The organism is Irregularibacter muris (assembly GCF_024622505.1).
Lineage (GTDB): Bacteria > Bacillota > Clostridia > Eubacteriales > Garciellaceae > Irregularibacter > Irregularibacter muris.
In genome coordinates this window covers 44,161-66,762 of sequence record NZ_JANKAS010000011.1, presented here as the reverse complement: position 1 = coordinate 66,762, position 22,602 = coordinate 44,161, and the positions used below count along the sequence as shown (strand labels likewise).

Annotated in this window: 21 protein-coding genes; 7 read left to right on the top strand and 14 right to left on the bottom strand. The window is 35.8% G+C overall.

The genetic code is table 11. The features are described 5' to 3' along the window. Positions 1 to 412: 412 nt before the first annotated feature. The 4 genes from NSA47_RS11575 to NSA47_RS11560 all read right to left on the bottom strand — a co-directional run bounded on the left by NSA47_RS11575 (position 413) and on the right by NSA47_RS11560 (position 5,578). The gene (locus NSA47_RS11575; protein WP_257532149.1) at positions 413 to 3,652 is read right to left on the bottom strand and encodes a hydrophobe/amphiphile efflux-3 (HAE3) family transporter; all 3,240 of its coding nucleotides are present in this window, start codon (positions 3,650 to 3,652) and stop codon (positions 413 to 415) included. A 19-nt stretch (positions 3,653 to 3,671) separates the two neighbouring features. Beyond that, entirely contained in the window at positions 3,672 to 4,244 is a 573-nt protein-coding gene (locus tag NSA47_RS11570; protein ID WP_257532147.1) for a TetR/AcrR family transcriptional regulator, read from the bottom strand. A gap of 174 nt (positions 4,245 to 4,418) precedes the next feature. Then, positions 4,419 to 4,655 (bottom strand): DUF2249 domain-containing protein, encoded by a 237-nt coding sequence (locus tag NSA47_RS11565; protein WP_257532145.1) that lies wholly within the window; start codon positions 4,653 to 4,655, stop codon positions 4,419 to 4,421. A gap of 167 nt (positions 4,656 to 4,822) precedes the next feature. Continuing rightward, positions 4,823 to 5,578, bottom strand: coding sequence for a DUF438 domain-containing protein (locus NSA47_RS11560; RefSeq protein WP_257532143.1), 756 nt, complete (start codon positions 5,576 to 5,578; stop codon positions 4,823 to 4,825). 209 nt (positions 5,579 to 5,787) lie between these two features. Here NSA47_RS11560 and NSA47_RS11555 point away from each other — a divergent pair, with 209 nt between their 5' ends. Next, positions 5,788 to 6,771 (top strand): carbonic anhydrase/acetyltransferase, encoded by a 984-nt coding sequence (locus NSA47_RS11555; protein ID WP_257532232.1) that lies wholly within the window; start codon positions 5,788 to 5,790, stop codon positions 6,769 to 6,771. A 125-nt stretch (positions 6,772 to 6,896) separates the two neighbouring features. On the opposite strand, the gene NSA47_RS11550 is transcribed toward NSA47_RS11555, so the two are convergent. The 4 genes from NSA47_RS11550 to NSA47_RS11535 all read right to left on the bottom strand — a co-directional run bounded on the left by NSA47_RS11550 (position 6,897) and on the right by NSA47_RS11535 (position 11,362). Further along, positions 6,897 to 7,595: a M15 family metallopeptidase gene (locus tag NSA47_RS11550; RefSeq protein WP_257532141.1), complete on the bottom strand. Its 699-nt coding sequence runs from the start codon at positions 7,593 to 7,595 to the stop codon at positions 6,897 to 6,899. Positions 7,596 to 7,778: 183 nt separating this feature from the next. After that, positions 7,779 to 9,263 (bottom strand): hypothetical protein, encoded by a 1,485-nt coding sequence (locus tag NSA47_RS11545; protein WP_257532140.1) that lies wholly within the window; start codon positions 9,261 to 9,263, stop codon positions 7,779 to 7,781. Between the two features lies 1 nt (position 9,264). Continuing rightward, positions 9,265 to 10,659, bottom strand: coding sequence for a HAMP domain-containing sensor histidine kinase (locus NSA47_RS11540; RefSeq protein WP_257532138.1), 1,395 nt, complete (start codon positions 10,657 to 10,659; stop codon positions 9,265 to 9,267). After that, entirely contained in the window at positions 10,652 to 11,362 is a 711-nt protein-coding gene (locus NSA47_RS11535) for a response regulator transcription factor (RefSeq protein WP_257532136.1), read from the bottom strand. Before NSA47_RS11535 ends, NSA47_RS11540 begins: the two co-directional genes overlap by 8 nt. Before the next feature lie 187 nt (positions 11,363 to 11,549). Here NSA47_RS11535 and NSA47_RS11530 point away from each other — a divergent pair, with 187 nt between their 5' ends. The 6 genes from NSA47_RS11530 to NSA47_RS11505 all read left to right on the top strand — a co-directional run bounded on the left by NSA47_RS11530 (position 11,550) and on the right by NSA47_RS11505 (position 16,780). Beyond that, complete coding sequence (locus NSA47_RS11530; protein WP_257532135.1) at positions 11,550 to 12,488, top strand: polysaccharide deacetylase family protein; 939 nt, start codon at positions 11,550 to 11,552, stop codon at positions 12,486 to 12,488. A 169-nt stretch (positions 12,489 to 12,657) separates the two neighbouring features. Further along, complete coding sequence (locus NSA47_RS11525; protein WP_257532132.1) at positions 12,658 to 13,080, top strand: DMT family transporter; 423 nt, start codon at positions 12,658 to 12,660, stop codon at positions 13,078 to 13,080. A gap of 11 nt (positions 13,081 to 13,091) precedes the next feature. Further along, the gene (locus tag NSA47_RS11520; RefSeq protein WP_257532131.1) at positions 13,092 to 13,550 is read left to right on the top strand and encodes a DMT family transporter; all 459 of its coding nucleotides are present in this window, start codon (positions 13,092 to 13,094) and stop codon (positions 13,548 to 13,550) included. A 122-nt stretch (positions 13,551 to 13,672) separates the two neighbouring features. Further along, a complete protein-coding gene (locus NSA47_RS11515; RefSeq protein ID WP_257532129.1) occupies positions 13,673 to 14,122 on the top strand; it encodes an FHA domain-containing protein in 450 nt (149 codons plus the stop codon). Positions 14,123 to 14,130: 8 nt separating this feature from the next. Continuing rightward, the gene (locus tag NSA47_RS11510) at positions 14,131 to 15,375 is read left to right on the top strand and encodes an FtsW/RodA/SpoVE family cell cycle protein (RefSeq protein WP_257532127.1); all 1,245 of its coding nucleotides are present in this window, start codon (positions 14,131 to 14,133) and stop codon (positions 15,373 to 15,375) included. Continuing rightward, positions 15,362 to 16,780, top strand: coding sequence for a peptidoglycan D,D-transpeptidase FtsI family protein (locus NSA47_RS11505; RefSeq protein WP_257532125.1), 1,419 nt, complete (start codon positions 15,362 to 15,364; stop codon positions 16,778 to 16,780). Before NSA47_RS11510 ends, NSA47_RS11505 begins: the two co-directional genes overlap by 14 nt. 200 nt (positions 16,781 to 16,980) lie before the next feature. Here NSA47_RS11505 and NSA47_RS11500 read toward each other — a convergent pair whose 3' ends face one another. The 6 genes from NSA47_RS11500 to NSA47_RS11475 all read right to left on the bottom strand — a co-directional run bounded on the left by NSA47_RS11500 (position 16,981) and on the right by NSA47_RS11475 (position 22,433). Continuing rightward, positions 16,981 to 17,757 (bottom strand): hypothetical protein, encoded by a 777-nt coding sequence (locus tag NSA47_RS11500; protein WP_257532123.1) that lies wholly within the window; start codon positions 17,755 to 17,757, stop codon positions 16,981 to 16,983. Positions 17,758 to 17,843: 86 nt separating this feature from the next. Beyond that, positions 17,844 to 18,485, bottom strand: coding sequence for a cyclase family protein (locus tag NSA47_RS11495; protein WP_257532121.1), 642 nt, complete (start codon positions 18,483 to 18,485; stop codon positions 17,844 to 17,846). A gap of 7 nt (positions 18,486 to 18,492) precedes the next feature. After that, positions 18,493 to 19,245: a DUF975 family protein gene (locus NSA47_RS11490; RefSeq protein WP_257532119.1), complete on the bottom strand. Its 753-nt coding sequence runs from the start codon at positions 19,243 to 19,245 to the stop codon at positions 18,493 to 18,495. Between the two features lie 140 nt (positions 19,246 to 19,385). After that, on the bottom strand, positions 19,386 to 20,852 hold the full coding sequence (nagE, locus tag NSA47_RS11485) for an N-acetylglucosamine-specific PTS transporter subunit IIBC (protein ID WP_257532117.1): 1,467 nt from the start codon (positions 20,850 to 20,852) through the stop codon (positions 19,386 to 19,388). A 130-nt stretch (positions 20,853 to 20,982) separates the two neighbouring features. Then, positions 20,983 to 21,465, bottom strand: a complete 483-nt coding sequence (locus tag NSA47_RS11480) for a PTS sugar transporter subunit IIA (protein ID WP_257532115.1) — start codon at positions 21,463 to 21,465, stop codon at positions 20,983 to 20,985. Between the two features lie 137 nt (positions 21,466 to 21,602). Continuing rightward, the gene (locus NSA47_RS11475; protein ID WP_257532113.1) at positions 21,603 to 22,433 is read right to left on the bottom strand and encodes a PRD domain-containing protein; all 831 of its coding nucleotides are present in this window, start codon (positions 22,431 to 22,433) and stop codon (positions 21,603 to 21,605) included. Between the last annotated feature and the right edge of the window lie 169 nt (positions 22,434 to 22,602).

Here is a 22,602-nt window from a genome sequence, read left to right as displayed (position 1 = left end):
CCTATCTGCCTTCATTAACAAACTCTAGGTCTCTTCACAAAGCAAAATCTCCATTTAATTCGTCCAGCTTCCCTTAAATAGTGAGTTATAAATATAGTTATCCCATAAAGGGTCTTAGACCCAAAAGCAAAACCCAAGATGTTTGGTTTGCCTTATCATGAAGATCATTTTACAGCGTACTATTTATATATCAGCTGGGTTATTTAAATGGAGACTTGACGTAGTGCAGGGGTTTAGAGTTTGTTAATGCAGCTGGAAGCGTTTTAAGTCAAGTGTTTGACCGAAGGGAGTTTTTGACGCTGCTGAAAGCAAATTTTACAAACTCTTACCCCCAAACGGAGCAAGTCGGAATTTAACTAACCCAGCTGTTGCTATTCATGATAAGAAGGGCAGTCTAGGACGCATTTTTTATCTAATGCGACAGCCCTTCTACTTCTCTTTTTTCTTTTTTACTAAATAAGAACCCATCAAACAATGTTATTGTAGGTGGTAAAACAATAAAGGTACTGAGTAGAGCTAAGGTGATATTGATTACAGTCATCAATCCAAAATCTTTTAGAATGATGAATTCTGATGCCATTAGGACTGAAAAACCACCCACTGTAGTAAGCCCAGAAGCCACTATGGCTTTCCCTATCATGGTGGTGGCCACCATCATGGATTCTAATTTATCCTTTCCAGTCTTTCGCTCCTCAATATATCTTTCCAGCAGCATGACTGTCATCTCCGTCCCCATGCCCAGGACCAGCGCCCCTAGGGTTGAGGTGATTGGTGTAAACTTAATGCCCAACAGATACATGATTCCACTGGACATTCCCACGATCAGTACCACCGGGAATATAGGGATTAATGCTTTAAAGAGATTTCTGTATAGAATCAGAAGGGCCACAAACACCAGGCCTAAGCCTATAAGGGTCATCTGTATTCTCCCAGAAGTCAATCCTTTTACCATTTCTACATCTAGGACACTTTTCCCTGTAACTTCCACTTCCATAGGTGCATCCTTTACTTCCTCTTTTAAATTCGTAACAAAATCTTGTAGATCACCAATGGCTAAATGTTCTATATTTAATAGAATGACAGACTGGGTTCCGTCTTCACTAATAAACATACCTCTTTGCTGCTCTGGTAGACTGTCTATTATATCCATATACTCTTCAGTGGTTAAATCTTCCTCGGAGGAAAGGTTGCCTACCAAAGCATCTATAGATTTTGCGTCCACGACAATATTCTTATATTTTTCTTCTAGGTCCTTCGTCTTGCTTTGCATCCATTGGAGATTTTCCTTAGCTAATATATTATCATCTTTCATATATATGGCAATCTGATCCGTAGAACCCTTTTTATCCCGGATCTGATGGATGTCTTTGAGTGCTGCCATGTCCTGGGGCATAAAGCTTTCAATATCTGTTTCTACTCCTACATTTCCATCTACCACAAAGCCCAGGGCTGCAAGACCTATCACGGCAATGAGGATAGGGATAGACAATTTTAAGACTAACTTGGTGGTGGATTGCAGCAATCTATCCAGCATGGACTCTTTGTAGGGTGACTGGGTTTTACCCGATTTTGCGCTTCTTTCGCTTTTTGCCATATTATCTCTCAGGTGCAATATGGGCGTAAGGATAAAAATGCTTCCTATAAAAGCTATAATAACCCCTATGGTCAGCATATTACCAAAATCTTGAATCATTGGAACAGGGGATGCATAGAGAGAGATAAATCCTAATACGGTGGCCAGCACCGCTATGGCAACCGCTGTACCCATCTGCCCTACTGTTCTTTGTACAGATAGTTCTTCTTCATATCTGTTATGGAATTGTATAGAATAATCAATTCCTAAACCAATTAATATAGGGAATACTGCCATGGACACCATGGTAATAGGTACATTTAAAATGCTCATTAAACCTAAGGTTGCAATTACCGATATTAAAATAACTAGCAAGCTTAGCATTCTCCATCTTACTTTAAAAACTATGGCCAGGACGATGAGCATAATGATTACAGCTAGCCCTATCATTTTTACCATATTGGATCTCATTTCAGATTTTAATGCAGAATCTAATACAGGTTTTCCTGATACCACATAGGAGACATTCTCAAATTCTTCCTTATCCAAGGCATTAGATATATCCTCTGCTAATTGGGTCTTTGCTTCATCCCCTATATTTCCTTGCAATTTTATTACCATTAGGCTGTTTTGATCATCTATGACTACATCGGAAAACATAGATCTAAGGACTCCGTCTTCTTCGTATAAAATAGTATCTAACTCTTTTTGATTATGTGGAAAGTTGGGCACCATCATGCCAGATTTATCATGGAAGGTATGCAAACCTTCACCTATTTCTTTTAGTTTTCCTCCCATGGTCACGAACCCATCGGACATATTCCTTAATTCTTCTGGAGAAATCCCTCCAGATAACCCCTTCTTCATCTCAGCCATTTCTTTTTCCAGCTGAGGACCTAGATCCGATAGGACGGCAAATCCATCTGGGAGCAGCTCATTTCCCTCCGACATGGTGGATAATCCCTTGCTTAATTCAGTCAAGTTTTCTCCCATGGTCACAAACCCACCAGACATCGTCTTTAGTTCTTCTGGAGAGATACCACCGGATAAACCCTTTTTCATTTCATCAATTTGCTGTTTTAATTGGGAGCTCATATGATCTAATGTCTTCGAGGTATTTTGGCTTCCCTCAGTGATCATCCCAGTCTTTTCTGACATAGTAGATAGCCCCTGGGAGCTTTCTTTAATCTTTTTAGAAATTATAGTGAGTTGCCCTTGCATTTGAGGATTATCTCCCATTTGATTTGCCATTTGATTTAATTGGGAAGAAATATTTTCTAGGCCATCGGCGGCATTCACTAAATTTCCCTTTAATTGCCCTGCGCCTTCCCCTAAATTGTCCTGTCCACCCATTAGTTTGTTAAATACATTTGTCATCTCGGAAAAATCACTTAATTTTTTTTCTACAGCTTTTGGATCTGGTACATCTTTGCTGCCCAGTTCCCTGCCTATATCTATGAGTTTTTCACCCATTTCACCTAATCCATCCGCCATGGTTAGGAGCTTGCTCTGGATTTCGGTGCCTTGTTGATTGCCTATTTGCTTCATCATACTTTCGGGATTCATGCGGCTCATCAAATTATCTAATTTCTCTTCGACCGCCTTTGGATCTGGCAATTCTTTATTTTTTAGTTCCGTCCCTATTTCAGTTAATTTATTCCCCATTTCATCCAATCCATCACTTATGATAAGGGCGTTTTCTTTTATTTTCCCACTTTGAGCCTCTGTCATTTGATGTACAATACTTGCAGGGCTCATAAAGGAGAAGAGATTATCCTCGTATTGGAATTTCTGCTCTATATTCCACATCTTTTGCAGGTTATCTAAGGATAATACCTTTTTCCCAGATTCATCTGTAAAGAGGACCAGTATAGAGTCACCTCCAAAGGTATCTTCCATCTCTTTATTGGATATAAAGGCTGGATTGTCCGTCTTCACCAGGGTCTCATTCCCAGTTGCCATCTCCATACTAGGTACGCCAGTTGCGATTAGGATGGCAAATATTAATAGGGTCACTAATAATACTTTAAAAGGATGTTTTTCAATAAGATTACCTATCCCATGAAATATTCTATTCATCATATACTGCCCCCATTTTCTATTGATTAAACTGATTTAATATCATTGTAGATATTTTTTCCACATAATTTTTTATACTCTCTTCCTTCCTGTCAGGCATAAAAAGAAAGGATAAAATAGAACCCATCAGTAATCTTAAAATAAATTCTTCTTTTTCTTTGGATACTCCCATTTGATCAATTAATCTTTTTAACATTCCCAATATCTCTTCCATAAAGTTTTCATTTCCCAACTGGGATAGAAGAGGTGCCTCCATGAGAATTAATTTGATTATTTTATAATTTTTAGATATCAAATGAATCCTTTCATAGAGAATATATTCCAACTTTTCCCTGGAATTCAAGTCCTTTGAGACATCAATGGATTCTTCTAAAGTGCTTAGCAATATAGGTTTAATTCCCTCTAAAAAAATCTCTTGCTTTGATGAAAAATATCGAAATAAAGTTACTTCTGAAATATTTGCCGCTTTTGCTATCTCTGCTGTAGTACTTCCGCTATATCCTTTTTCTACAAATACGACCATGGCAGCATTTAAAATTTGTTTTCGTCGTTCCTCTCTACTTATTCTTTTTTGACTTTCTTTATTTCCCATAATAACCTCCTGTTTATTAGTAAGTACTTACTTACATATTTTAAATTAGAGTAAATTTTTTGTCAAGTTTTTTGCAAGAATATTTCTTAGCCTGATAAAATCTTTTCTTTCAAAAAGAAAAACCCCTAAATTATTCAATGATAATTTAGAGGTTTTATTATTTTTCATTTTTCCCTATAATTTCTTTTCTATGGCTACTCGCCATATTTCTGGCCCTTCTTCTAAATACTCCCATTCAAATTGATCTGTATATTCTGCAGACATTTGATAATATAAGGGTTTAGGATCATGATCATTGGTGAGTTCCATTTTTTCTCCCTTTTTCAAACCCTCAAAAGTATCAAAGATAACGGCATGCTTATCCTTTGGTGGATATTCCCTGGCATCTACCTTGGCAGCAAATTGTGACATAGTAAATTCTCTCCTTTTTATCTGTATAATTTTTGTATTCCACTATTTATGTTTTCCATTTATAAAGTATTCACTCAAATTGTTGTATTCATAGCATTCTAATTTTCCATATTGTGCAGCTAAGCAAAATTTCCATTTCACTGGCATAACGGGTTACTTTACATTCCTTATAGATTGGGGGTAAAGCCACAATACCCCACCTGATCACAACGGTTTTTCATATCTTTCCATAATTCCTTTTCCTGTATCGCATCTATAGCCGTTGGGTATAGAATATAGTTTTCTTTATAAATATGATCTCTTAGGTTAAAGATAATATATTTTGCAGTTTCATCCACTGTAGATTGAAAGAGTTCAAAATCCATTGTTTCAACATTCTCAGCGGCATCCTTTAGAACTTTCTTTCTGTTCCTTAAATCATCATGTTCCATTCTCATAATCCTAGTAGGACCTGTAATATTTCTCTTCTCCATCTCTGGGAAAAGAACATCTTCTTCCCTCTTATGATGGTTTTCAGCATCCAAAATCTGCTCAGCAACTTCCAGTAATTTTTTAAATATTTCAGAGTCTTCATCCTTACTTTGCATTTTTTGGATTTTAAAATTAATCTCTTCTAATTCTGTTAAAAATTCCTTTATCTTTTCATGTTCTATAATGAGGGTGTCTATGACATGACCCGGTTCTATTTTGGTTTTCATACTTTCTAGCTCATCTTTTAATACTTCCATATGAACATCGCAAAGATGTCTTAGATTCTGTGGATCCATGCCTCCTTCAATGAGCTTTTGCTCTGCTATGGATAATTCTATAGGGTCTATATTGGAGACAATATCCAGGGCTTCCTTCCTTAACTCTTCAGTCACACCTTCAGTATTCAATCTTTCTAGTACCGTAGTTAGTTTTTCAATTCTTTTATTATCCATAAAATTACCTCCCAATATTGTTATCTCCATATTATACCTTTCGTATAGAAGATAATGTGATTTGGGTCACATTACCTGTAGAAAAACATATTCATCAATCTCCATGGAATAAAAGTGATAAAGAATGGAAATAGGGTATATGCTTCTTTATGGACCTGGTGGGTTTGATGATTACAACATAACCTAAGGAGGGAAAATTCTTGAACAAAGTGAGAATAACAGATTCTGCCACTATTATGGGAAAAGTTTGTTTAGGAGTAGGGGCTTACATAGCCCAGGGAACTGTTCTACGCTCCCATGGAGATAATATTACCATGGGAAATCATAGTTGGGCTTTAGAAAACTCTGTACTGATAGGTACCCTAGAAAACCCATTAAAAGTAGGGAGTAAAACCATTTTTGGACATAAATGTATAGCTATTGGAGCAAAAATAGGACATCTATGTGAGATTGGAAATGGAGTTATTTTTATGCCGGGATGCAAAATAGGGAATATGTGTATTTTCGGTGAGGGTACCCTCATTCCTGGGGGAATGGTCATACCTGATGAATCTGTGGTGGTGGGTAGACCAGCAAGAATCATCAGAAAGCTTACCCAAGAGGATAGAGATATGATTAAAAGAATGAGAAATCATGATATTTCCCTACCCCCGACTACTGAAAATGTTTTTGAAAATATTCCAAAGGAAGGTGAAACAATGGGAAAACTATATTCATACAAAAATAAATTCCCAAAGATTAGTGAATTGGCTTATTTGTTTGACTCTGCTGAAGTCACTGGTGATGTAACCATAGGGAAAACTTCTATTATCGGCGCCGGTGTCAAGATCATTGGAGATTCTCATGGTCCAGTAACCATTGGAGAGAATGTAGAAATACATGAAAATTGTGTTTTGCATCTTTTACCAGACAATGAATTAATTATTGAAGACAATGTGACCATAGGGCCAGGCTGCATCATTCACGGATCCACTATAGGAGAAGGAACCATTATTGAACCAGGTTCCATTGTATGTGACTATAGTAATCTAGGAAAAAATACTTTGGTAAAGGCTGGCAGCTTGGTAAAACAGCGAAGTATTTTTAAGAATAACTCCATTCTAGAAGGCTTTCCTGCCATAGAAATAGGTAAGTTGGAGAAATCTTTGGAAAAACCTCCTTGGGCTTTTCAAAAAGATAGATTGACAAAATAATGACGGACTGTAGCCTCATTTTTATCAACTAGAAAAGTTTGCTTTTGTCCGTAAGGGCAATTTTCCTATTCTAAATGAAGAAACAGAGGATATCTTCATCACGATATCCTCTGTTTTGCTGTGCTCTAATTGCCTTCTAGTAAATATTCTTCTAGGGTAAGATCATTCTTATAAATAATCTCTGCGTGTTCTACTCCCACATATCTAAAATGCCATGGTTCATATGTATATCCGGTGATGTGAGTTTTGCCCTTTGGGTATCTAAGGATAAAGCCATATTTATGGGCATTGTCCTTTAGCCATTTTCCTTCTTCTGTACGTTCAAAGGAAGTTTTCACCCAATGTTCTTTATTTCTTCCTCCTATATCAAAGGCAAGTCCTGTTTGATGTTCTGAATGTCCCGCTCTGGCCGAATAGGTAGAGGCTTTTTCTACACCGTCTTTTTGGGCATATTGGTTAAAAAGGTTTTTTTGATACTCATAGCTTCTGAATCCCGAAACTGATTGAATGGTTTTTCCTATTTCCTCCTGAGCCGCCTTTGTCATTTTATATAATGCCTCTACTGCCTCAGGATTTTCTCCAGGATTATAATTTGAGGGAAGTCCATAGGTTTTATTTACCAATATAATTCCTTTAATGATTGTTTTTTCGGTAACTGTTTCTGGTTCTTCAAGGCTTGTCCCATTGTTATTGAAAACCTCTTGGGCCCTGTTTATATTTTCTGAAGCTATAGGACTGTCTTTATGAATTAATTGAGGGAAAAAAACACCAATTATTGTTACTAAAACAACCACTCCCAAGGTTATTTTCATCTTGCTTCTCATGCAAACACATCCTTATTTCATAGTATTGGATTAGGTGGTTTTTGCTTGATTAAGAGTATTATATCATAATTTATAATACCCTATGAAACTAAGTAGCGAAAGTATATTTTACAACGTAGGACAACTTAACTGGTTAGTAACGGCTTCCCCTATATCATAAGGTTTGGGAGTCCGCCTTTGTTTTTAGTTTTTTTCTTCTTCGGAAATATATTTTGATAGAGTGGCATTCCAACTTTTTACATAAGGGCCTGTTGCCCATTCTGCCATAATGACGCTTTCCCCTTCTTTTAAGGGAATTCTCTCCAAAGGACTTTTTAATATTCCCTGTTCTATCTGGTAAATATATATTTCTTCTTTGGTCACAATTAAGGCGATATCCTTACTAGGGGCGGTGAATATATCAATAGCACTGGGCACCCGATCCTTCACCCCAGTCCAAGGTACGCTTAATTCATTATAAAATATAATCGGTTTAGAAGGAATAAGATTTATAGGATAATCCCATTCAACAGTGTTATTTCCCACTGGAGTCATTCTACCTTTTAAAAACCAATATCCCATTTTTCTTTCTAAACCAAAGTTTTCTTCTATCTTCGAAGTAGTCCCTTCATCTATTTCCAATGACTTCTTTCGTTTATTTACCTCTTCCTCCATAGCCTTTAGCCCAGCTTCTCCTAGTAAATCAGATATTTTTATGGCCTTTATATTGGGTAAGCTATCTACAGCAAGCATCTTTAAATAACTTTTTTCCTGCTTATTTTTTCTATCTTCTGCCAAGGTGACCTTTGTTTCTTCAATAGAAAGGTAGTCATTGCCTATATAATTAATTTTCCTATAGATCTCCTCCTTATGATCAATGCTTAACGCATCCATACTTTCTTGTTGGGGATTGCTCTTTAGCTCGGTCAAGATGCTCTTTAGAACTAAAGAATCCTCTCCATGGTTTTTTTCTACCTTCATTTCATAAAAACCATTTTTCCGAGGAAAAACAATATGATTCATATCCTTTATAGGAAATATCTTTTCATTTTCCATACCAATCCATAGGGTTCTGTACTGATAGTTTTCTTCCTGGGTAGTGGGGCTCCTCAAGCCCAGTAATACACCGGCTCTTATACTTTCTGTATTACTTTTCTTTTTGACATCTTCCTTTTGGTCGTGCTTCTGATAGGATTGAAAAACTTCTGGATTTACTTCCTTTGACCGTCTCTTTGCCCTATAACTGCTATTAAAGATTTTAATAATGATTTCATCCTCTTTTATTTTTATGACTTCCCATAGGGCATTTTTATTATCCGTAACATTAATAACCTGGATCTCCCTTTCATCAAACTGGTACTCCTCTGGAAAGGCTTGGTGGTTATATAAAAGATAAGCGCTTCCTTCCACCTTTTTGAATTGATAGGTAGGATGGGGTAAAAAATATTCTCCTAGAAGGGCATTCTCCCTATTAAAATAAATTCTTTTCCCTATCCAGTCTTTATAGGTACTCGAATTGGTATTGTCAGTTTTTAATACAGCAGTTACTTCCCAGGTTCCTTCAATAGGAATATTCCTATTTTTAGGAGGGATAACTCGCTGAACAAAGTCCTCTGTACCACGGGTACATCCTGTAAACAGTATGACTAAAATTAAAAAAAAGCTTATAAATTTTATCCTCTTTTTCATTCTAATTCACCACTTCTTCCACGGGCAGAGTAATTTTAACTTGGGTACCTTTATTGATCTTGCTGCTTATTTCCAAAGTTCCTCCCATCATGGTCGTGATTTCATCACATAGGGATAGCCCAATGCCATTTTGAGATTTGCTGGACTTCCCTTTATAAAATTTCTCCTTTACCTTTGGAATCTCCTCTTGAGCTATCCCACAACCATCGTCCTCTATAATAAATATATATTGATTATTTTCATAAACTGATGAAAGCAATACCTTTCCTCCCTGTTCGGTAAACTTAAAGGCATTGTCCAGAAGATTAATAAATACTTGCTTTAATCTATTGGCATCCATAAGAATGGTTGGATTTTCATCTCCATAAGTAATATCAAAATATTTTTCTTCCCTTGTGGCTCTTGGAGTTAATTGCCTTTTTATCTGTTCTAGGAGATTGGGCAGATATACTTCTTGATAATGTAAGGAAACTTGTCCCGATACAAATTTGGAAAAATCCAACAACTCTTCTACCATATGGGTCAATCGATCACTTTCATTTTCAATAATATCTAATCCATCTTTAAGCATTTCTTGATTGATATATCCCTGTCTTAAAGTCACTGCCCATCCCTTTATTGATGTTAGAGGAGTCCGAAGTTCATGAGATACAGAAGAAATAAAATCATTTTTAATTTCATCTTTTTTTAGTATTTCCTCTGCCATGTAATTAAGAGTACCCGACAATTTTTCAATCTCATCCTTAGATTTTACCTTGCTTTTTACTTTGAAATTTCCTCTGGCCATTTCTTCTGCCACTGAAGTGACTTCCTTGAGAGGGCTAGTAATGCTATTGGCCACTAAAATACTTATTAAACCGGATATCAAAACCACCAAAAATCCAAAAATAATAAAATTTAAAGCAATCCTTTGAATTTCCTTATCAATTTCCCCTAGAGAAGCGATAAACCTTAAAATCCCTATGGGCTTTTCCTCAACAATTAGGGGATAGGAAATGGCCAATACCTTTTTTGTATCATAAGGCACCTTCCCAATCCATTTTCCCCTTTGCCCCTGTAAAGCCTTTTTCACATCCTCTATTTTGGAGACATTTTCATCCATAATTCCCATGGAATCCATCAATATATTTCCATCCATATCTATAATTTCTACCTGGGCAGTTACCTGTTTCCAAAAAGTATCTACATTGTTCAATACATTTTCATCCAAAGTGGCATCAGAAAAGTACTTTACATATAGATCAGAAGAAATTTGTAATTGATTAAACAGTGTATCTTCCAAATTTTTATAATAGTTTTGTTTTAAACTGCTAATTAAAAATATTTCCAAAATAGCCACCGTAATGATGATGATAGACATAAAGTTCATGACCATTCTACTTTTTATGCTATTCATTGGTCTTATCTCCCTTTAATCTATATCCCACTCCCCACACGGTTTCAATCCATTGAGGAATGGAAGGGTTTTCTTCAAGTTTTTCCCGTATTCTTCTTATATGCACATCTACTGTTTTCATATCCCCATAATAATTTTCTCCCCAAATGATTTTTAAAATTTCTTCCCGTTTAAAAACCTTTCCGGGACTCTCCAATAATATTTTCATGATGAAAAATTCTGTAGGCGTTAGTTCTATTTCAACATTGTGCTTATAAAAACGTTGTTCTTCAATATCTAATTTCAAATCCTGAAAAAAGAGGATCTTCCTCTTTTTTTGCCTAGCGTTGGACACCTTCCTTAAATTGGCCCGAATCCTTGCTACTAGCTCTAGGGGGTTAAAGGGCTTTACCATATAATCATCCGCCCCCAATTCCAAACCCATTATTTTATCCATATCTTCAGCTTTGGCCGTTAGCATAATGATAATACATTCCGGCATGATTTCTCTAATTTTATAACAAACCTCAAAGCCATCCATCTTAGGTAACATAACATCTAGAACAACGACCTGGGGAAAATATTGTTGCAGCACCTCTAATGCACTTTCTCCATCCCCAGCTTCTAAAACATCAAAATGATCCCTCTTTAGGTTAATAGAAATAAACTTTCTTATGGATGTTTCATCTTCCACAATGAGCACCTTGGGTTTAGCTGTATCCATTATCTCTTCTCTCCTTTTTTACTTGACCTGTTCATTGTACTATACCCCAAAATCCTATTCTACAAAAAAATACACTTTTTTCATTCCTTAAACCTTTTGTAACTTTTTTTAATAACTTTGTAAAACATTGTAGAAAAAAACCTTGTATACTATAAATAAGATAACATGGACGAAGGATGTGACTAAAGTGAAAACCTTTTTAAATTACAAGTTTATTATTCCCATAGCAATAATTATATTTATCCTTCTAATGATTTTTAATCCTCTTTCTCTTCTTCCAGGGGAGCATACAGTGGTGATCGCTGAGGAAAAGGTACAGTCTGAAAACCTTCCTAAACAAGAAGAAAAGCAAGGGATGGAAAAAAACTATTCTAAGGATAAAGCTGATGAGGAGACCTCCTCTGGGACACAAAAAGATAAGGAAGGTCAAAAGTCTCCTCATGAAACAGAAAAAAACAATGAAGATAAAAAATCTTCTTCAGAAACACAAAATGATCATGAAGCTGTTCCCCCTAAAGAAGTTGAAGAACAAAAGGTAGCCTATCTTACCTTTGATGATGGACCCTCTAAGAATGTAACTCCATATATTTTAGATATTTTAAAAGAATATCAAATTAAGGCAACCTTCTTTGTCATCGGTAGTCAGGCTCAGGAGAACCCAGAGATTTTAAAACGTATAGAGGCCGAAGGACATATGGTAGCAAATCATACCTTTAGTCATAATTATAAATATCTCTATGCCAGCCCTAAAAACTTCCTAAAGGATCTGGAGAAAAATGAAAAATTATTGGATGAACTATTATCTAATTATTCCAAGACAGGGATTATTCGCTTCCCTGGTGGCTCCTTTGGTAAAAGCAAAGCTGCTACCCGTAAAGCTGTTATAAATGAAGGTTACCAATATATTGATTGGAATGTAGTGAGTGGGGATGCCGAAGGAAATAATATTCCTCCTGCCAAACAATTAAACAGACTTATGGAAACCCTAGAGAATAAAAAGTCTGCTGTGATTTTAATGCATGATGCCAATACCAAGCAGACAACTATAGATGCTCTTCCTAGGATGATTGAATATATTCAATCTCAGGATTATGTTTTTAAAACGATGGCAGATTACGAGTTTTAAGATCAATAGGAGCGGGATAGGTCCAGCCCTTACATAAACTCTTTAAAGCAAAACAAGGCAGAAGAATACTAGTATTCTTCTGCCTTGTTTTGCTTTTTATCAATAGAATTGTATAATGAAAGAGCAAATACAAAGTCATCAAGTCATTCTTAAGATATGGGGTGAAATCATGTATAAATTAGGTGGGATAATCATAGGGGCTTTGATCGCTATTATGGTTACTTTTAATGGAGTTTTAAGTCAATTTACCAATGCCTATTTAGCCACTTTTATCATTCATTTAGTCGGTCTTATCATCATCAGTATTTATCTTGTCAGTACAAAACAGCTTAAAATTAAAAAAGGAAGCATCCCTCTTTATTTGTTTTGTGGAGGAATTGTAGGAATAATTCTTGTAACCTTAAATAACCTCTGTTTTGATACCCTAGGCGTATCTTTAACACTTTCCATTGGTCTTTTAGGGCAATCTATTCTTTCCACTTTCGTTGATCACTTTGGCCTACTTGGTATGCCCATTCAAAAATTTGAAGTGAAAAAGATACCTGGCTTTGCTTTGGTTTTAGCGGGTATTCTCACTATGATGTTTTTATAGGAGGAATTTTTATGATATGGATAAGTTTTTTAGCCTTATTGGCAGGAGGATTTACTATTTTGTCTATGATTCTCAATGCCCAGTTAGGAAAGAGAATTGGTATACTACAAAGTACACTTATGAATTATTTCGTGGCATCTATGGGGCTGTTTTTCCCTTTGCTCTTTACCGGACAAATGAAAAACCTCTTCCTGCTTCCCTTTAATGAAATCCCTTGGTGGGCATTTTTAGGTGGAGCTATTGGAGTAAGTGTTGTCATTTTATCCAATATTGTTACACCTAAAATACCTGTTATTTATACTACTTTATTAACATTTTTGGGACAAATGATTGTAGGCATCACCATGGACATATTTCTTACCCATACCTTTTCTTTGGGTAAAGTAGTGGGGGTTAGCCTTATTGGTGCAGGCTTATTATATAATATACATATTGATAAGAAGGAAGCTGAAATTTCTCTAATGAAATAATGCCAGAAGGAGGAGCATAAGGTAATCCTAGCGTTTCTTTTTCATTTTTTTCTTCTTTGTATGATAAAATAATCTTATGTTCATAATCTTGAAAGAGAAACTATCAAATAGAGGGTGAGATCATGTATAGCATTTTATCTTTAATTTTTAGATATCTTTTTATTTTACTGATATATCTTTTTATGTTCGGTATTATTCGATTAATGTACCTAGATATTAAAGGCATAAAAAAAAGAGCTTTTCAAGAATCTACTTATTTAAAATTAATTAACCGCAAGGATGATCTTTATTTTAAAGTAGAGGAGTCCTATTCTTTAGGAGATGAGACCGCCATAGGTAGATCCTCTAACAATGACATTGTCATTAAAGATCCTTATATTTCAAAAAAGCACGCTCTTATCGAAAAGGAAAATGAATTCTATTTCATTAAAGATTTAGGTAGCTCTAATGGTACCTTTGTTAATGATGAGCAAGTGCTTAATTCTATTCGTCTGGAACATGGGGATAGCATAAAAATAGGACAGGTCAACTTTTTATTTGTCAGTGATGACAAATGGGAGAAGGAGGTGTAACTTCCAATATGATCAAACAATTAATCAGCTATAAGTTTCCTCAAAATATATTAATTAGCCTCAATCTCATTGGATTGTTCTTGGTCATTCTTTACAACCATCAATTAGACAGACTCTCTTTGGCCGTAGCTGCAGGGTTAATATTGATCATCTATTTATCCAATTTTCTATTGAGAAAAATATCTAAGGGAGATCACTATATTTTCTTAGTGGTCAGTATGTTGATGAGTATAGGGATTATTATGATATATAGATTGGATCCGGCCTTAGGAGTTAAACAAGTTATTTGGTTTCTTGTAGGGATTATTACTTTATTTATTAGTTATTTTATTGTAAAATTCAATAAAAAGTGGTCCCAATGGATTATCCTATATGTGGCTCTATCCCTTGTATTGTTTCTGGCTACCCTTATTTTTGGTAGTAATATAAAAGGGGCCACCAACTGGATTAGAATAGGCAGTCATAGTTTTCAACCTGTGGAATTGATCAAAATTTTATTTGTATTTTTCTTAGCCTCTTATTATTCCAATAGAGAAAAATACCAAAATAAATACATTTTTTTCGCTATCGTCTATGTCCATATTGTTTTTCTATTTTTACAAAAGGATTTGGGATCGGCCATGCTTTTTTTCATGGTGTTTATTACCGTAATGTATGTGTACGAAGCAGAAAGGTTATTTATTCTCTATAACCTAGGTGCGGCTTCTATTATGGCTGTTTTTAGTTATTTTATTTTCAGCCATGTAAGGGTAAGAGTAGAAACTTGGATTGACCCTTGGAAATCTATTTCTGGAAAGGGCTATCAGATCACTCAATCCCTTTTCGCCATTGCAGCCGGTGGCTTTTTAGGCACAGGGATTGGTAGGGGGCACCCTAAGTTTATTCCTGAAGTTCACACCGATTTTATCTTTTCTGCTATTTGTGAAGAAATGGGTGTTTTGACGGGCATTGCCGTGGTTATGCTGTATATCATTTTAGTCTATAGAGGCATTAAGATAGCTCTAGAGCAAAGGAGCCAGTTTTATCGAATTATTGCTTTGGGAATTACTTTGGTCTTTGGATTTCAAGCCTTCATCATTTTGGGAGGCGTAACCAAGATGATTCCCCTCACCGGCATTACCTTGCCCTTTCTAAGCTATGGGGGAAGTTCTTTAGTTGCCAGTTTTGCTTCTTTAGGTATTCTCCAGGCTACCTCAGAGGTGCTGGAAGATAAAAATGAGGAAATTGAGGAAGAAGATGATGAAGATGAATAAGGAAGAAAATCGAATAATCATTGTACTGTTTTCCCTAAGCCTAGTTTTTATTGCCTTAATTGTATATCTTAGTTATTTTGAGGTATTTGAAGCAGCCTCTATAAAAAATAATAACTATAATCGTAGGGTCTGGTTGGAAGAAGAATATGTGACGCGCGGAAGCATCTATGATCGCAATCATACCTTGCTTGCTTCTAGTACCCGGGACAAAGAACAAAATCAAGAACGGGATTACAAGTATGGAAATCTCTACAGCCATATTATTGGCTATACCCACAGAGAATTAGGGAAAGAAGGCTTGGAAAAAACCTATAACGATGCCCTGATCAATTTAAGTGAGAGCAATTCTTTAAATGAATTTAAAAAAGTTATCGCCAGCATGGATAAGGAGTTAAGAGGTAATGATTTAATTCTCACCCTAGATCATGGTCTGCAACAATATGCTAAGGATTTGCTAGGAAAACAAAAGGGCTCTATTGTAGTAATGAATCCCTCTAATGGTGAAATCTATACCATGGTCAGCTATCCGGACTTTGACCCTAATCATCTAAAGGAAAATTGGGATAGTATCCTCCAAAATCCAGATAGTCCCTTGCTAAACAGGGCCACTTCAGGTTTATATACTCCTGGTTCTATCTTCAAGGTCATTACTACCTCTTCGGCTTTAGAAAGTGAAGGCATAAACACTGACTTTGATTGTAAGGGTCAGGTAAATATAGATGGTTATGTTCTGAGGGATTATAATGGAATTGCCCATGGTCATGTGGATTTGCATGACTCCTTGGTGAAATCCTGTAATGTAGCCTTTAGCCAAATAGGTGTAGAATTAGGAGGAAAAAAATTAGAAGAAACCTCTGAAAAGTTTATGTTAAATCATAAAATCCCCTTTGATCTAGATACCAAACAGTCCACTTTTCCCAAATCTAAAATGAGTAAAGCAGATTTGGGTGCCTCGGGCATTGGTCAAGGTAAGACTCTGGTAACTCCATTAAATATGGCCATGATGGCCTCAGCCATTGCCAATGATGGGAAAATAATGAAGCCCAATATCGTAAAAGAAATCCTTACCCCCGCAGGTAAAAGTCTTTCTACAAAGGAGCCTGAAGTCCTATCCACAGCCATTTCTCCTGAGATTGCCCGTTCCATAAAAGATATGATGGTGGATGTAGTTAACCAAGGAACAGGTAAAAATGCCAAAACTTCCGCTGTGCAAATTGCCGGAAAAACAGGTACGGCAGAAAATGCCCATGAGAATGCCCATGCATGGTTTGTGGGCTTTGCTCCAGCAGAAGAGCCCCAGGTAGCTATTGCCGTGATATTAGAAAATCATGGTTCTACTGGAGGCAGCAGTGCAGCACCTATGGCAAGAAAGATTATTACCCAAGCCTTGAAGGAATTAAGATAAAAACAGGGAAAGAATAGAGCCACCTTATACACAATTAGCTCGTTAAAATATAATACAAAAGATATGAGCCCATGGATAGTAACCTTCTATCCATGGGCTCATATTCAACAAGTATCCGTGCCACATCTTTTCTATTGTATTCATCTGCTGTGTTCTTTTTTAGCGCTGCATTTTAGTTGTTGGAACATTTATAATGATTTTTACTTTATAAAATATAGATTATAGTTAGGATTTCCCTTTTGATTTGCAATATCTATTTCTCTATAATAAATAAGATATTGATCTTTATCTTTAAATTTACCTATAGATATACTAAGTAATTGTGCTTCAACTTCCTTATCCAATAACTCTGGCACAATATCTTCATATCCAATATTATACGTGTCATCATGAATATTATATTCGCCAAGACTCTCTACATCCATATCCGAGGATAAAAAAGTATAGGTATATCCTTCCCATTCTCCCGTAAGATGCTGCATTTCATTGTTTTCCTTTACCTCTTTTGAATATTCTAACACTTTTCCTGAGGATAATTTAATTCCATTTTCATTGAGATCCATAGTGAATTCTAAGGGATTGTCCCCCTTAATGACAATATGATAAACATCTGCGTCTTCTTTTTCACATGTAAAAGGTATATTCTTATCCTCTACTAATGAAATATACTTTCCATTCATTAAATTATTATATTCCATTTCTGTTATCCCTAACTCCTCATCATAGGGACAAGGATATCTGTTGTTTTCTGTATACTCCTTATACCACTGAAAATTATTTTCCACTGCTTTTTTTCTTTTGTCTAACACGGCATAATAATCTTGGGAAAACTCCTGCACTATTGATGTAGCAGTAGTTTTTGTCTCTAGCTTATGAAAAAACTTTCCCGACTCATTACTCCTATTGACATCTTTACTCTGGCACCCTACAAAGAACATACATAAAGTTAATAGAAGAAGTAATATGATTTTTTTCATTTTTCCCCTCCGTTTTAAATAATATTAACCTCACTTTATTGTGATGGTTATTTTTGTTAATTGTATAGTGGTGTATATTTTTGGCTTTACTGGTTTATTATGGCCACTGCCCGCACTGGTGAGCCATCGGCATTCTTATACTTTAGAGGTAGGCAAGAAAAAAGAAAGTTATCTTGCGGCAATTTGCCTAAATGGGTAAGATTCTCTATAATGATGATATTGTTTTTTAAGAGTGCATAATGATTAGAAAATTCCTGGCTATGGAGTTCATCCACCGACAGGGTGTCTATGCCTATTCCTTTTACAGAAAAAGAACATAACCATTGAACAGCTTCTTCGGTCAAGGTTGGAAAGCCTTCATAGTACGATTGACTTCCCCAATATTTACTCCAGCCTGTATGAAATAATACAAAATCTACCTTTTGTATCTTATCTTTGTAGTTTAATAAATCCCCTAGTTCAATTCTATCCTTTTTCCCACCACCACAATCTATCACCATAGCCTTACCAAAAAACTGATTGACATCCACCTCTTCTAAAGATCTACCCTGGATTAACATATGGGCAGGAGCGTCAATATGGGTGCCTGTATGGGAATAAATAATTAGCTTTTTCTGGGCAAAACCTTCTTCTTCTACTGTGCATATTGAATAAAACTCTGGTGGCTCATCTCCTGGAAAAACAGGCATATCATCATACAGAGTATGGGTTAAATCAATAATTTTCATCTATTCGCTATCCCCTTACATTCAATTCTTCATATCTACATAATCCTCTATCTAAAGCCCTTTGCCTTAATTCTAAATAAAGCTCTGCATTAGTAGCATTCTCGTAAGGAGCAACAAATAGTCCTCCTATAAATAATGCCAATACCCCTAATATATACCATCCTATGAAGGAAAGGTTTAGGACGAAAATATTGAATTTTTCTCCTTCAGTCATGTCCCTACTTAATGTGATTGCCCTTTCATGCCCTATTTGAGGATTATCTGCTAAGATGTAGGGGACCATGCGGTAGGAATAGGATTTTATAATACCCGGAATAATAAGCAGAAGTGTCCAGAAAAATAGCAAAACATCTCGGTAAAACATAGTCCCTACGATATTCATATAATAATCTTTACGAAAAAAATATACCAAGTGATTCATATTCACTCTATCCTCTGCCGCTTTTACAAAGTATTTCCGACCTCCTATTTCTAATAGATAACCTAAAACCACTCTAAAAATAATCCATAGGATAGCGCCTATAATCACTATAGCAAAAGCTGAAGTGAAAAAAAATTCGAAAAATTCCTCTTTCATATTGGATAGATAATGGCCCATCTCACTATTTTCATATCTGTATTTGATGATTCCATCCCCACTGCCATGGTCACTACTAAATCCATTTACAATACTCAAAACTAAACTCACAATAAAAGCCTTCCAGTAGGATCCTTTCAAAGCTGATTTTGCCCTTGTTTTCAATTCTTTTCGCGTCCACATAGCCATCTCTCCCAAATGATTTATATTGATCTTCTTTCTACACATATTATTTAAAAATCCTTTTCCTATGATAAAAAAGAGTTTTCCAAAGAAAACTCTTTTTTATCAACACTATATTTTCATCTTTCTCTTCTTCTGATTTATATAAGCTTACTCTGTCTTCGGATTTTTTCTACTTCATCAGCTATAAATTGTACTTGGGGACCTACAATAACTTGCATACTGTGACGGTCAATAACCTTAATACCAGGTACACCTGCTTTTTTAATTTTTTCTTGGTCTACAATATCCATATCCCTTACTTCTACTCTTAGACGAGTAATGCAATTATCCACAGAGGTTACGTTAGCGTTTCCACCTAGTCCTTCATAGATAATAGACGCCATTAGAGCAAATTTTTCATGGGCAGATAGGTTGGTCATTCCTTCACCCTCCATATCTTCAGGAATACTTTCTTCTCTACCTGGAGTGGTTAAATTTAATTTAGTGATCAAGAACCTAAATACTACATAGTAAAGGACGGCAAAGGCTAACCCTTGGAGAATTAACATATAGGGCTTATTGGCCAAGGGTAATTTTGAACTCAGGAAAAGGTCTACAAATCCTGCACTAAAGCCAAATCCAGCCGTCCATTGGAAAAATGCAGAAATGGCTAGGGAAATGCCTGTTAATACTGCATGGGCAAGATATAGAGCAGGTGCCACAAACATGAAGGCAAACTCCAGGGGTTCTGTAACCCCAGTAAAGAAGGCAGCAAATCCTGCTGCTAACATTAGGGATGCTGTCTCTTTTTTCTTTTCTGGCTTAGCGGTATGATACATAGCAAAAGCTGCTCCTATCAGTCCAAACATCATAATGGGGAAAAATCCTGCTTGGTACATTCCTGTAATCCCCTTAACACCGGTACCATTCCAGAAGTTACCGATATCATCAATTCCAGCCACATCAAACCAAAATACTGAGTTTAGAGCATGGTGTAATCCTGTGGGGATTAATAACCGATTAAAAAATCCATATATTCCAGCTCCAATATGCCCCATTCCACTAATTGCTGTACCAAAGTTTACTAACCAAGTATAAATGACTGGCCATACAAAGAATAAAACAAAGGTAATAGGTAACATCAATACAGATGTCATGATAGGGACTGATCTCTTTCCACTAAAGAAAGCTAGAGCATCGGGCAATTTTACATGGCTAAAGCGATTATACATAGATGCCGCGACTAATCCCGAGAGAATACCAATAAATTGATTCTCTATTTTCCCAAAGGCTGCATTAACTTCGCCCACATCAATACTCAATAACATTGCTACAACGTCTGTAGAAAGTAATGTGGTGACAACAAGGTAGGCAACCAAGCCACTTAAAGCTGCTGCCCCATCTCTTTCTCTAGACATGCCCAGTGCAACCCCTACAGCAAATAGAATGGACATATTGTCAATAATGGAACCTCCTGCTTTAATGAGAAAGGCTGCTATAGGACTGCCTGCTCCCCAACCCAAAGGGTCAATCCAATAACCTATACCCATTAAAATAGCTGCAGCAGGTAACACCGCTACGGGTAACATCAAAGAACGTCCAAGTCTTTGTAAATACTTCTTCACTTTATAATTCCTCCTTTTATATTAAATTTGGATTAAGTAAGTGAAATAATAAAAAGATTATTCCCTAGGATCTTTGCATTTTTATGGCAAATTAATAGAAGAGCTATTTGACCCACCTAATCCATAAAAATTATTTTCGATAAATATCCATGATCTTACTCTCTCCCCTTGTCACCTTTCCTTGTTCTACAGATAACTCTTCCACCTTATCCATATTGGTGATGACTATAGGGCTTATGGCAGATGATGCATAATTTTGTATAAGCTTTAAGTCTATTTTCAATAATTTATCTCCTTGCTTTACGTCATCCCCAGCTTGTATAAAACTTTCAAATCCCCTTCCATTTAGGGCAACTGTATCCAAACCCACATGTATTAAAATTTGTATGCCCTCTGAGGTCTCTATACCAATGGCATGTTTTGTAGGGAATATCTGTATAATCTTACCATCACAAGGTGCCACTACAATTTCTTCCGTTGGTTTTATGGCCAATCCATCTCCTACCATCTTTTCTGCAAATACGCTGTCAGGCACCTGACCTATTGCTATAATTTCTCCCGTCATGGGAGATATAAGAGAGAAGGTGTTTTTTTTCTTAAAGAAGTTAAACATTTCATACCTCCTAGTTTTAAGAATCTTAATATTTTTATGGATTTTGCTGCAATGAAAAAGGCATAAACTAACTCCATACAAAAAATCTGTATGAAAAAAGCTTATGCCTGATATGACTCAGTAACACGCTTAACTATTTAGTTAGAAGATCGTCTAATTCTCTCAATGTGTAGAGCTAAATAACCTATTTCTCCCTCTTTTACATCAATATTCTTTTTCTCATTAATATATTCTCCAACTTTTTGGGCAATCCTATAGGATACTTCAAATTGCTCCTTTATACTTTCCAATAAGGGGTTATCTATAGGCTTTTTTTCTTCTGTTCTAATAATGGCTACTCGTAAATGATTGATTAATCTAGTGTACATTAAATCTTGATTATCGATAGTCATCGCTATTTCTTTTTGAACTAAATCCACCACTTCCTTTAAAAGTCTTGTATCCTTCATGGTGTCTTTGACTTTTTTATTTTGCCTTGCGGAATGAAGATGAAGGGCAATAAATCCAATTTCTGCTTCTGGAATATCTACCTCTAATCTTTCTTTGATAAGTTGAGCAGCCTTTAATCCGATTTGAAATTCTTCTGGATAAAGGGCTTTTATTTCATAAAGAAAGGGATTGCTAATCTCTAATTGCATGTGTATTCTTTCAATAGCAAAGGCAATGTGGTCAGTTAATACAATATGAATATGAGAATTAAGATGACCCAATTCTTTCTCTGCCAGAGAGATAATTTCCTCACTCATGCCGATGATCTTTCCATCTAGTTGATTGAGAAGCTGCAGATATTCTTTTTTTGTTCTTTTATCATAGGCAATAAAGGATTTCTCTATGTCATGATTACTCAATCTAACCATTTTCCCATCCTTTTTTCCAAAACCAATCCCTTTCCCTACTAAGATGTGCTCCTGTCTAGTTTTTTTATCCACAGCCAATATAACATTATTATTCAAAACCTTCGAGATCATATAGTCCCTTTTTATAGACAAGCACTCACCCCTTTAGGTAAAAATAATAAAAGGCATAACCCTATATACAGTAATCTTATATTACCATCCATAGGTTTATGCCTGATCAAAATCAGTAACACACCTTTTCTATTTAGATACTACTATTTTAAGTAATTTCTCTTTGATT

What these genes read in the sequence shown, in the direction of transcription:
- NSA47_RS11575 (WP_257532149.1), bottom strand. Translation starts at nt 3,652, where the DNA reads ATGAATAGAATATTTCATGGGATAGGTAATCTTATTGAAAAACATCCT.
- NSA47_RS11570 (WP_257532147.1), bottom strand. Translation starts at nt 4,244, where the DNA reads ATGGGAAATAAAGAAAGTCAAAAAAGAATAAGTAGAGAGGAACGACGA.
- NSA47_RS11565 (WP_257532145.1), bottom strand. Translation starts at nt 4,655, where the DNA reads ATGTCACAATTTGCTGCCAAGGTAGATGCCAGGGAATATCCACCAAAG.
- NSA47_RS11560 (WP_257532143.1), bottom strand. Translation starts at nt 5,578, where the DNA reads ATGGATAATAAAAGAATTGAAAAACTAACTACGGTACTAGAAAGATTG.
- NSA47_RS11550 (WP_257532141.1), bottom strand. Translation starts at nt 7,595, where the DNA reads ATGAGAAGCAAGATGAAAATAACCTTGGGAGTGGTTGTTTTAGTAACA.
- NSA47_RS11545 (WP_257532140.1), bottom strand. Translation starts at nt 9,263, where the DNA reads ATGAAAAAGAGGATAAAATTTATAAGCTTTTTTTTAATTTTAGTCATA.
- NSA47_RS11540 (WP_257532138.1), bottom strand. Translation starts at nt 10,659, where the DNA reads ATGAATAGCATAAAAAGTAGAATGGTCATGAACTTTATGTCTATCATC.
- NSA47_RS11535 (WP_257532136.1), bottom strand. Translation starts at nt 11,362, where the DNA reads ATGGATACAGCTAAACCCAAGGTGCTCATTGTGGAAGATGAAACATCC.
- NSA47_RS11525 (WP_257532132.1), top strand. Translation starts at nt 12,658, where the DNA reads ATGTATAAATTAGGTGGGATAATCATAGGGGCTTTGATCGCTATTATG.
- NSA47_RS11520 (WP_257532131.1), top strand. Translation starts at nt 13,092, where the DNA reads ATGATATGGATAAGTTTTTTAGCCTTATTGGCAGGAGGATTTACTATT.
- NSA47_RS11515 (WP_257532129.1), top strand. Translation starts at nt 13,673, where the DNA reads ATGTATAGCATTTTATCTTTAATTTTTAGATATCTTTTTATTTTACTG.
- NSA47_RS11510 (WP_257532127.1), top strand. Translation starts at nt 14,131, where the DNA reads ATGATCAAACAATTAATCAGCTATAAGTTTCCTCAAAATATATTAATT.
- NSA47_RS11505 (WP_257532125.1), top strand. Translation starts at nt 15,362, where the DNA reads ATGAAGATGAATAAGGAAGAAAATCGAATAATCATTGTACTGTTTTCC.
- NSA47_RS11500 (WP_257532123.1), bottom strand. Translation starts at nt 17,757, where the DNA reads ATGAAAAAAATCATATTACTTCTTCTATTAACTTTATGTATGTTCTTT.
- NSA47_RS11495 (WP_257532121.1), bottom strand. Translation starts at nt 18,485, where the DNA reads ATGAAAATTATTGATTTAACCCATACTCTGTATGATGATATGCCTGTT.
- NSA47_RS11490 (WP_257532119.1), bottom strand. Translation starts at nt 19,245, where the DNA reads ATGTGGACGCGAAAAGAATTGAAAACAAGGGCAAAATCAGCTTTGAAA.
- NSA47_RS11480 (WP_257532115.1), bottom strand. Translation starts at nt 21,465, where the DNA reads ATGTTTAACTTCTTTAAGAAAAAAAACACCTTCTCTCTTATATCTCCC.
- NSA47_RS11475 (WP_257532113.1), bottom strand. Translation starts at nt 22,433, where the DNA reads ATGATCTCGAAGGTTTTGAATAATAATGTTATATTGGCTGTGGATAAA.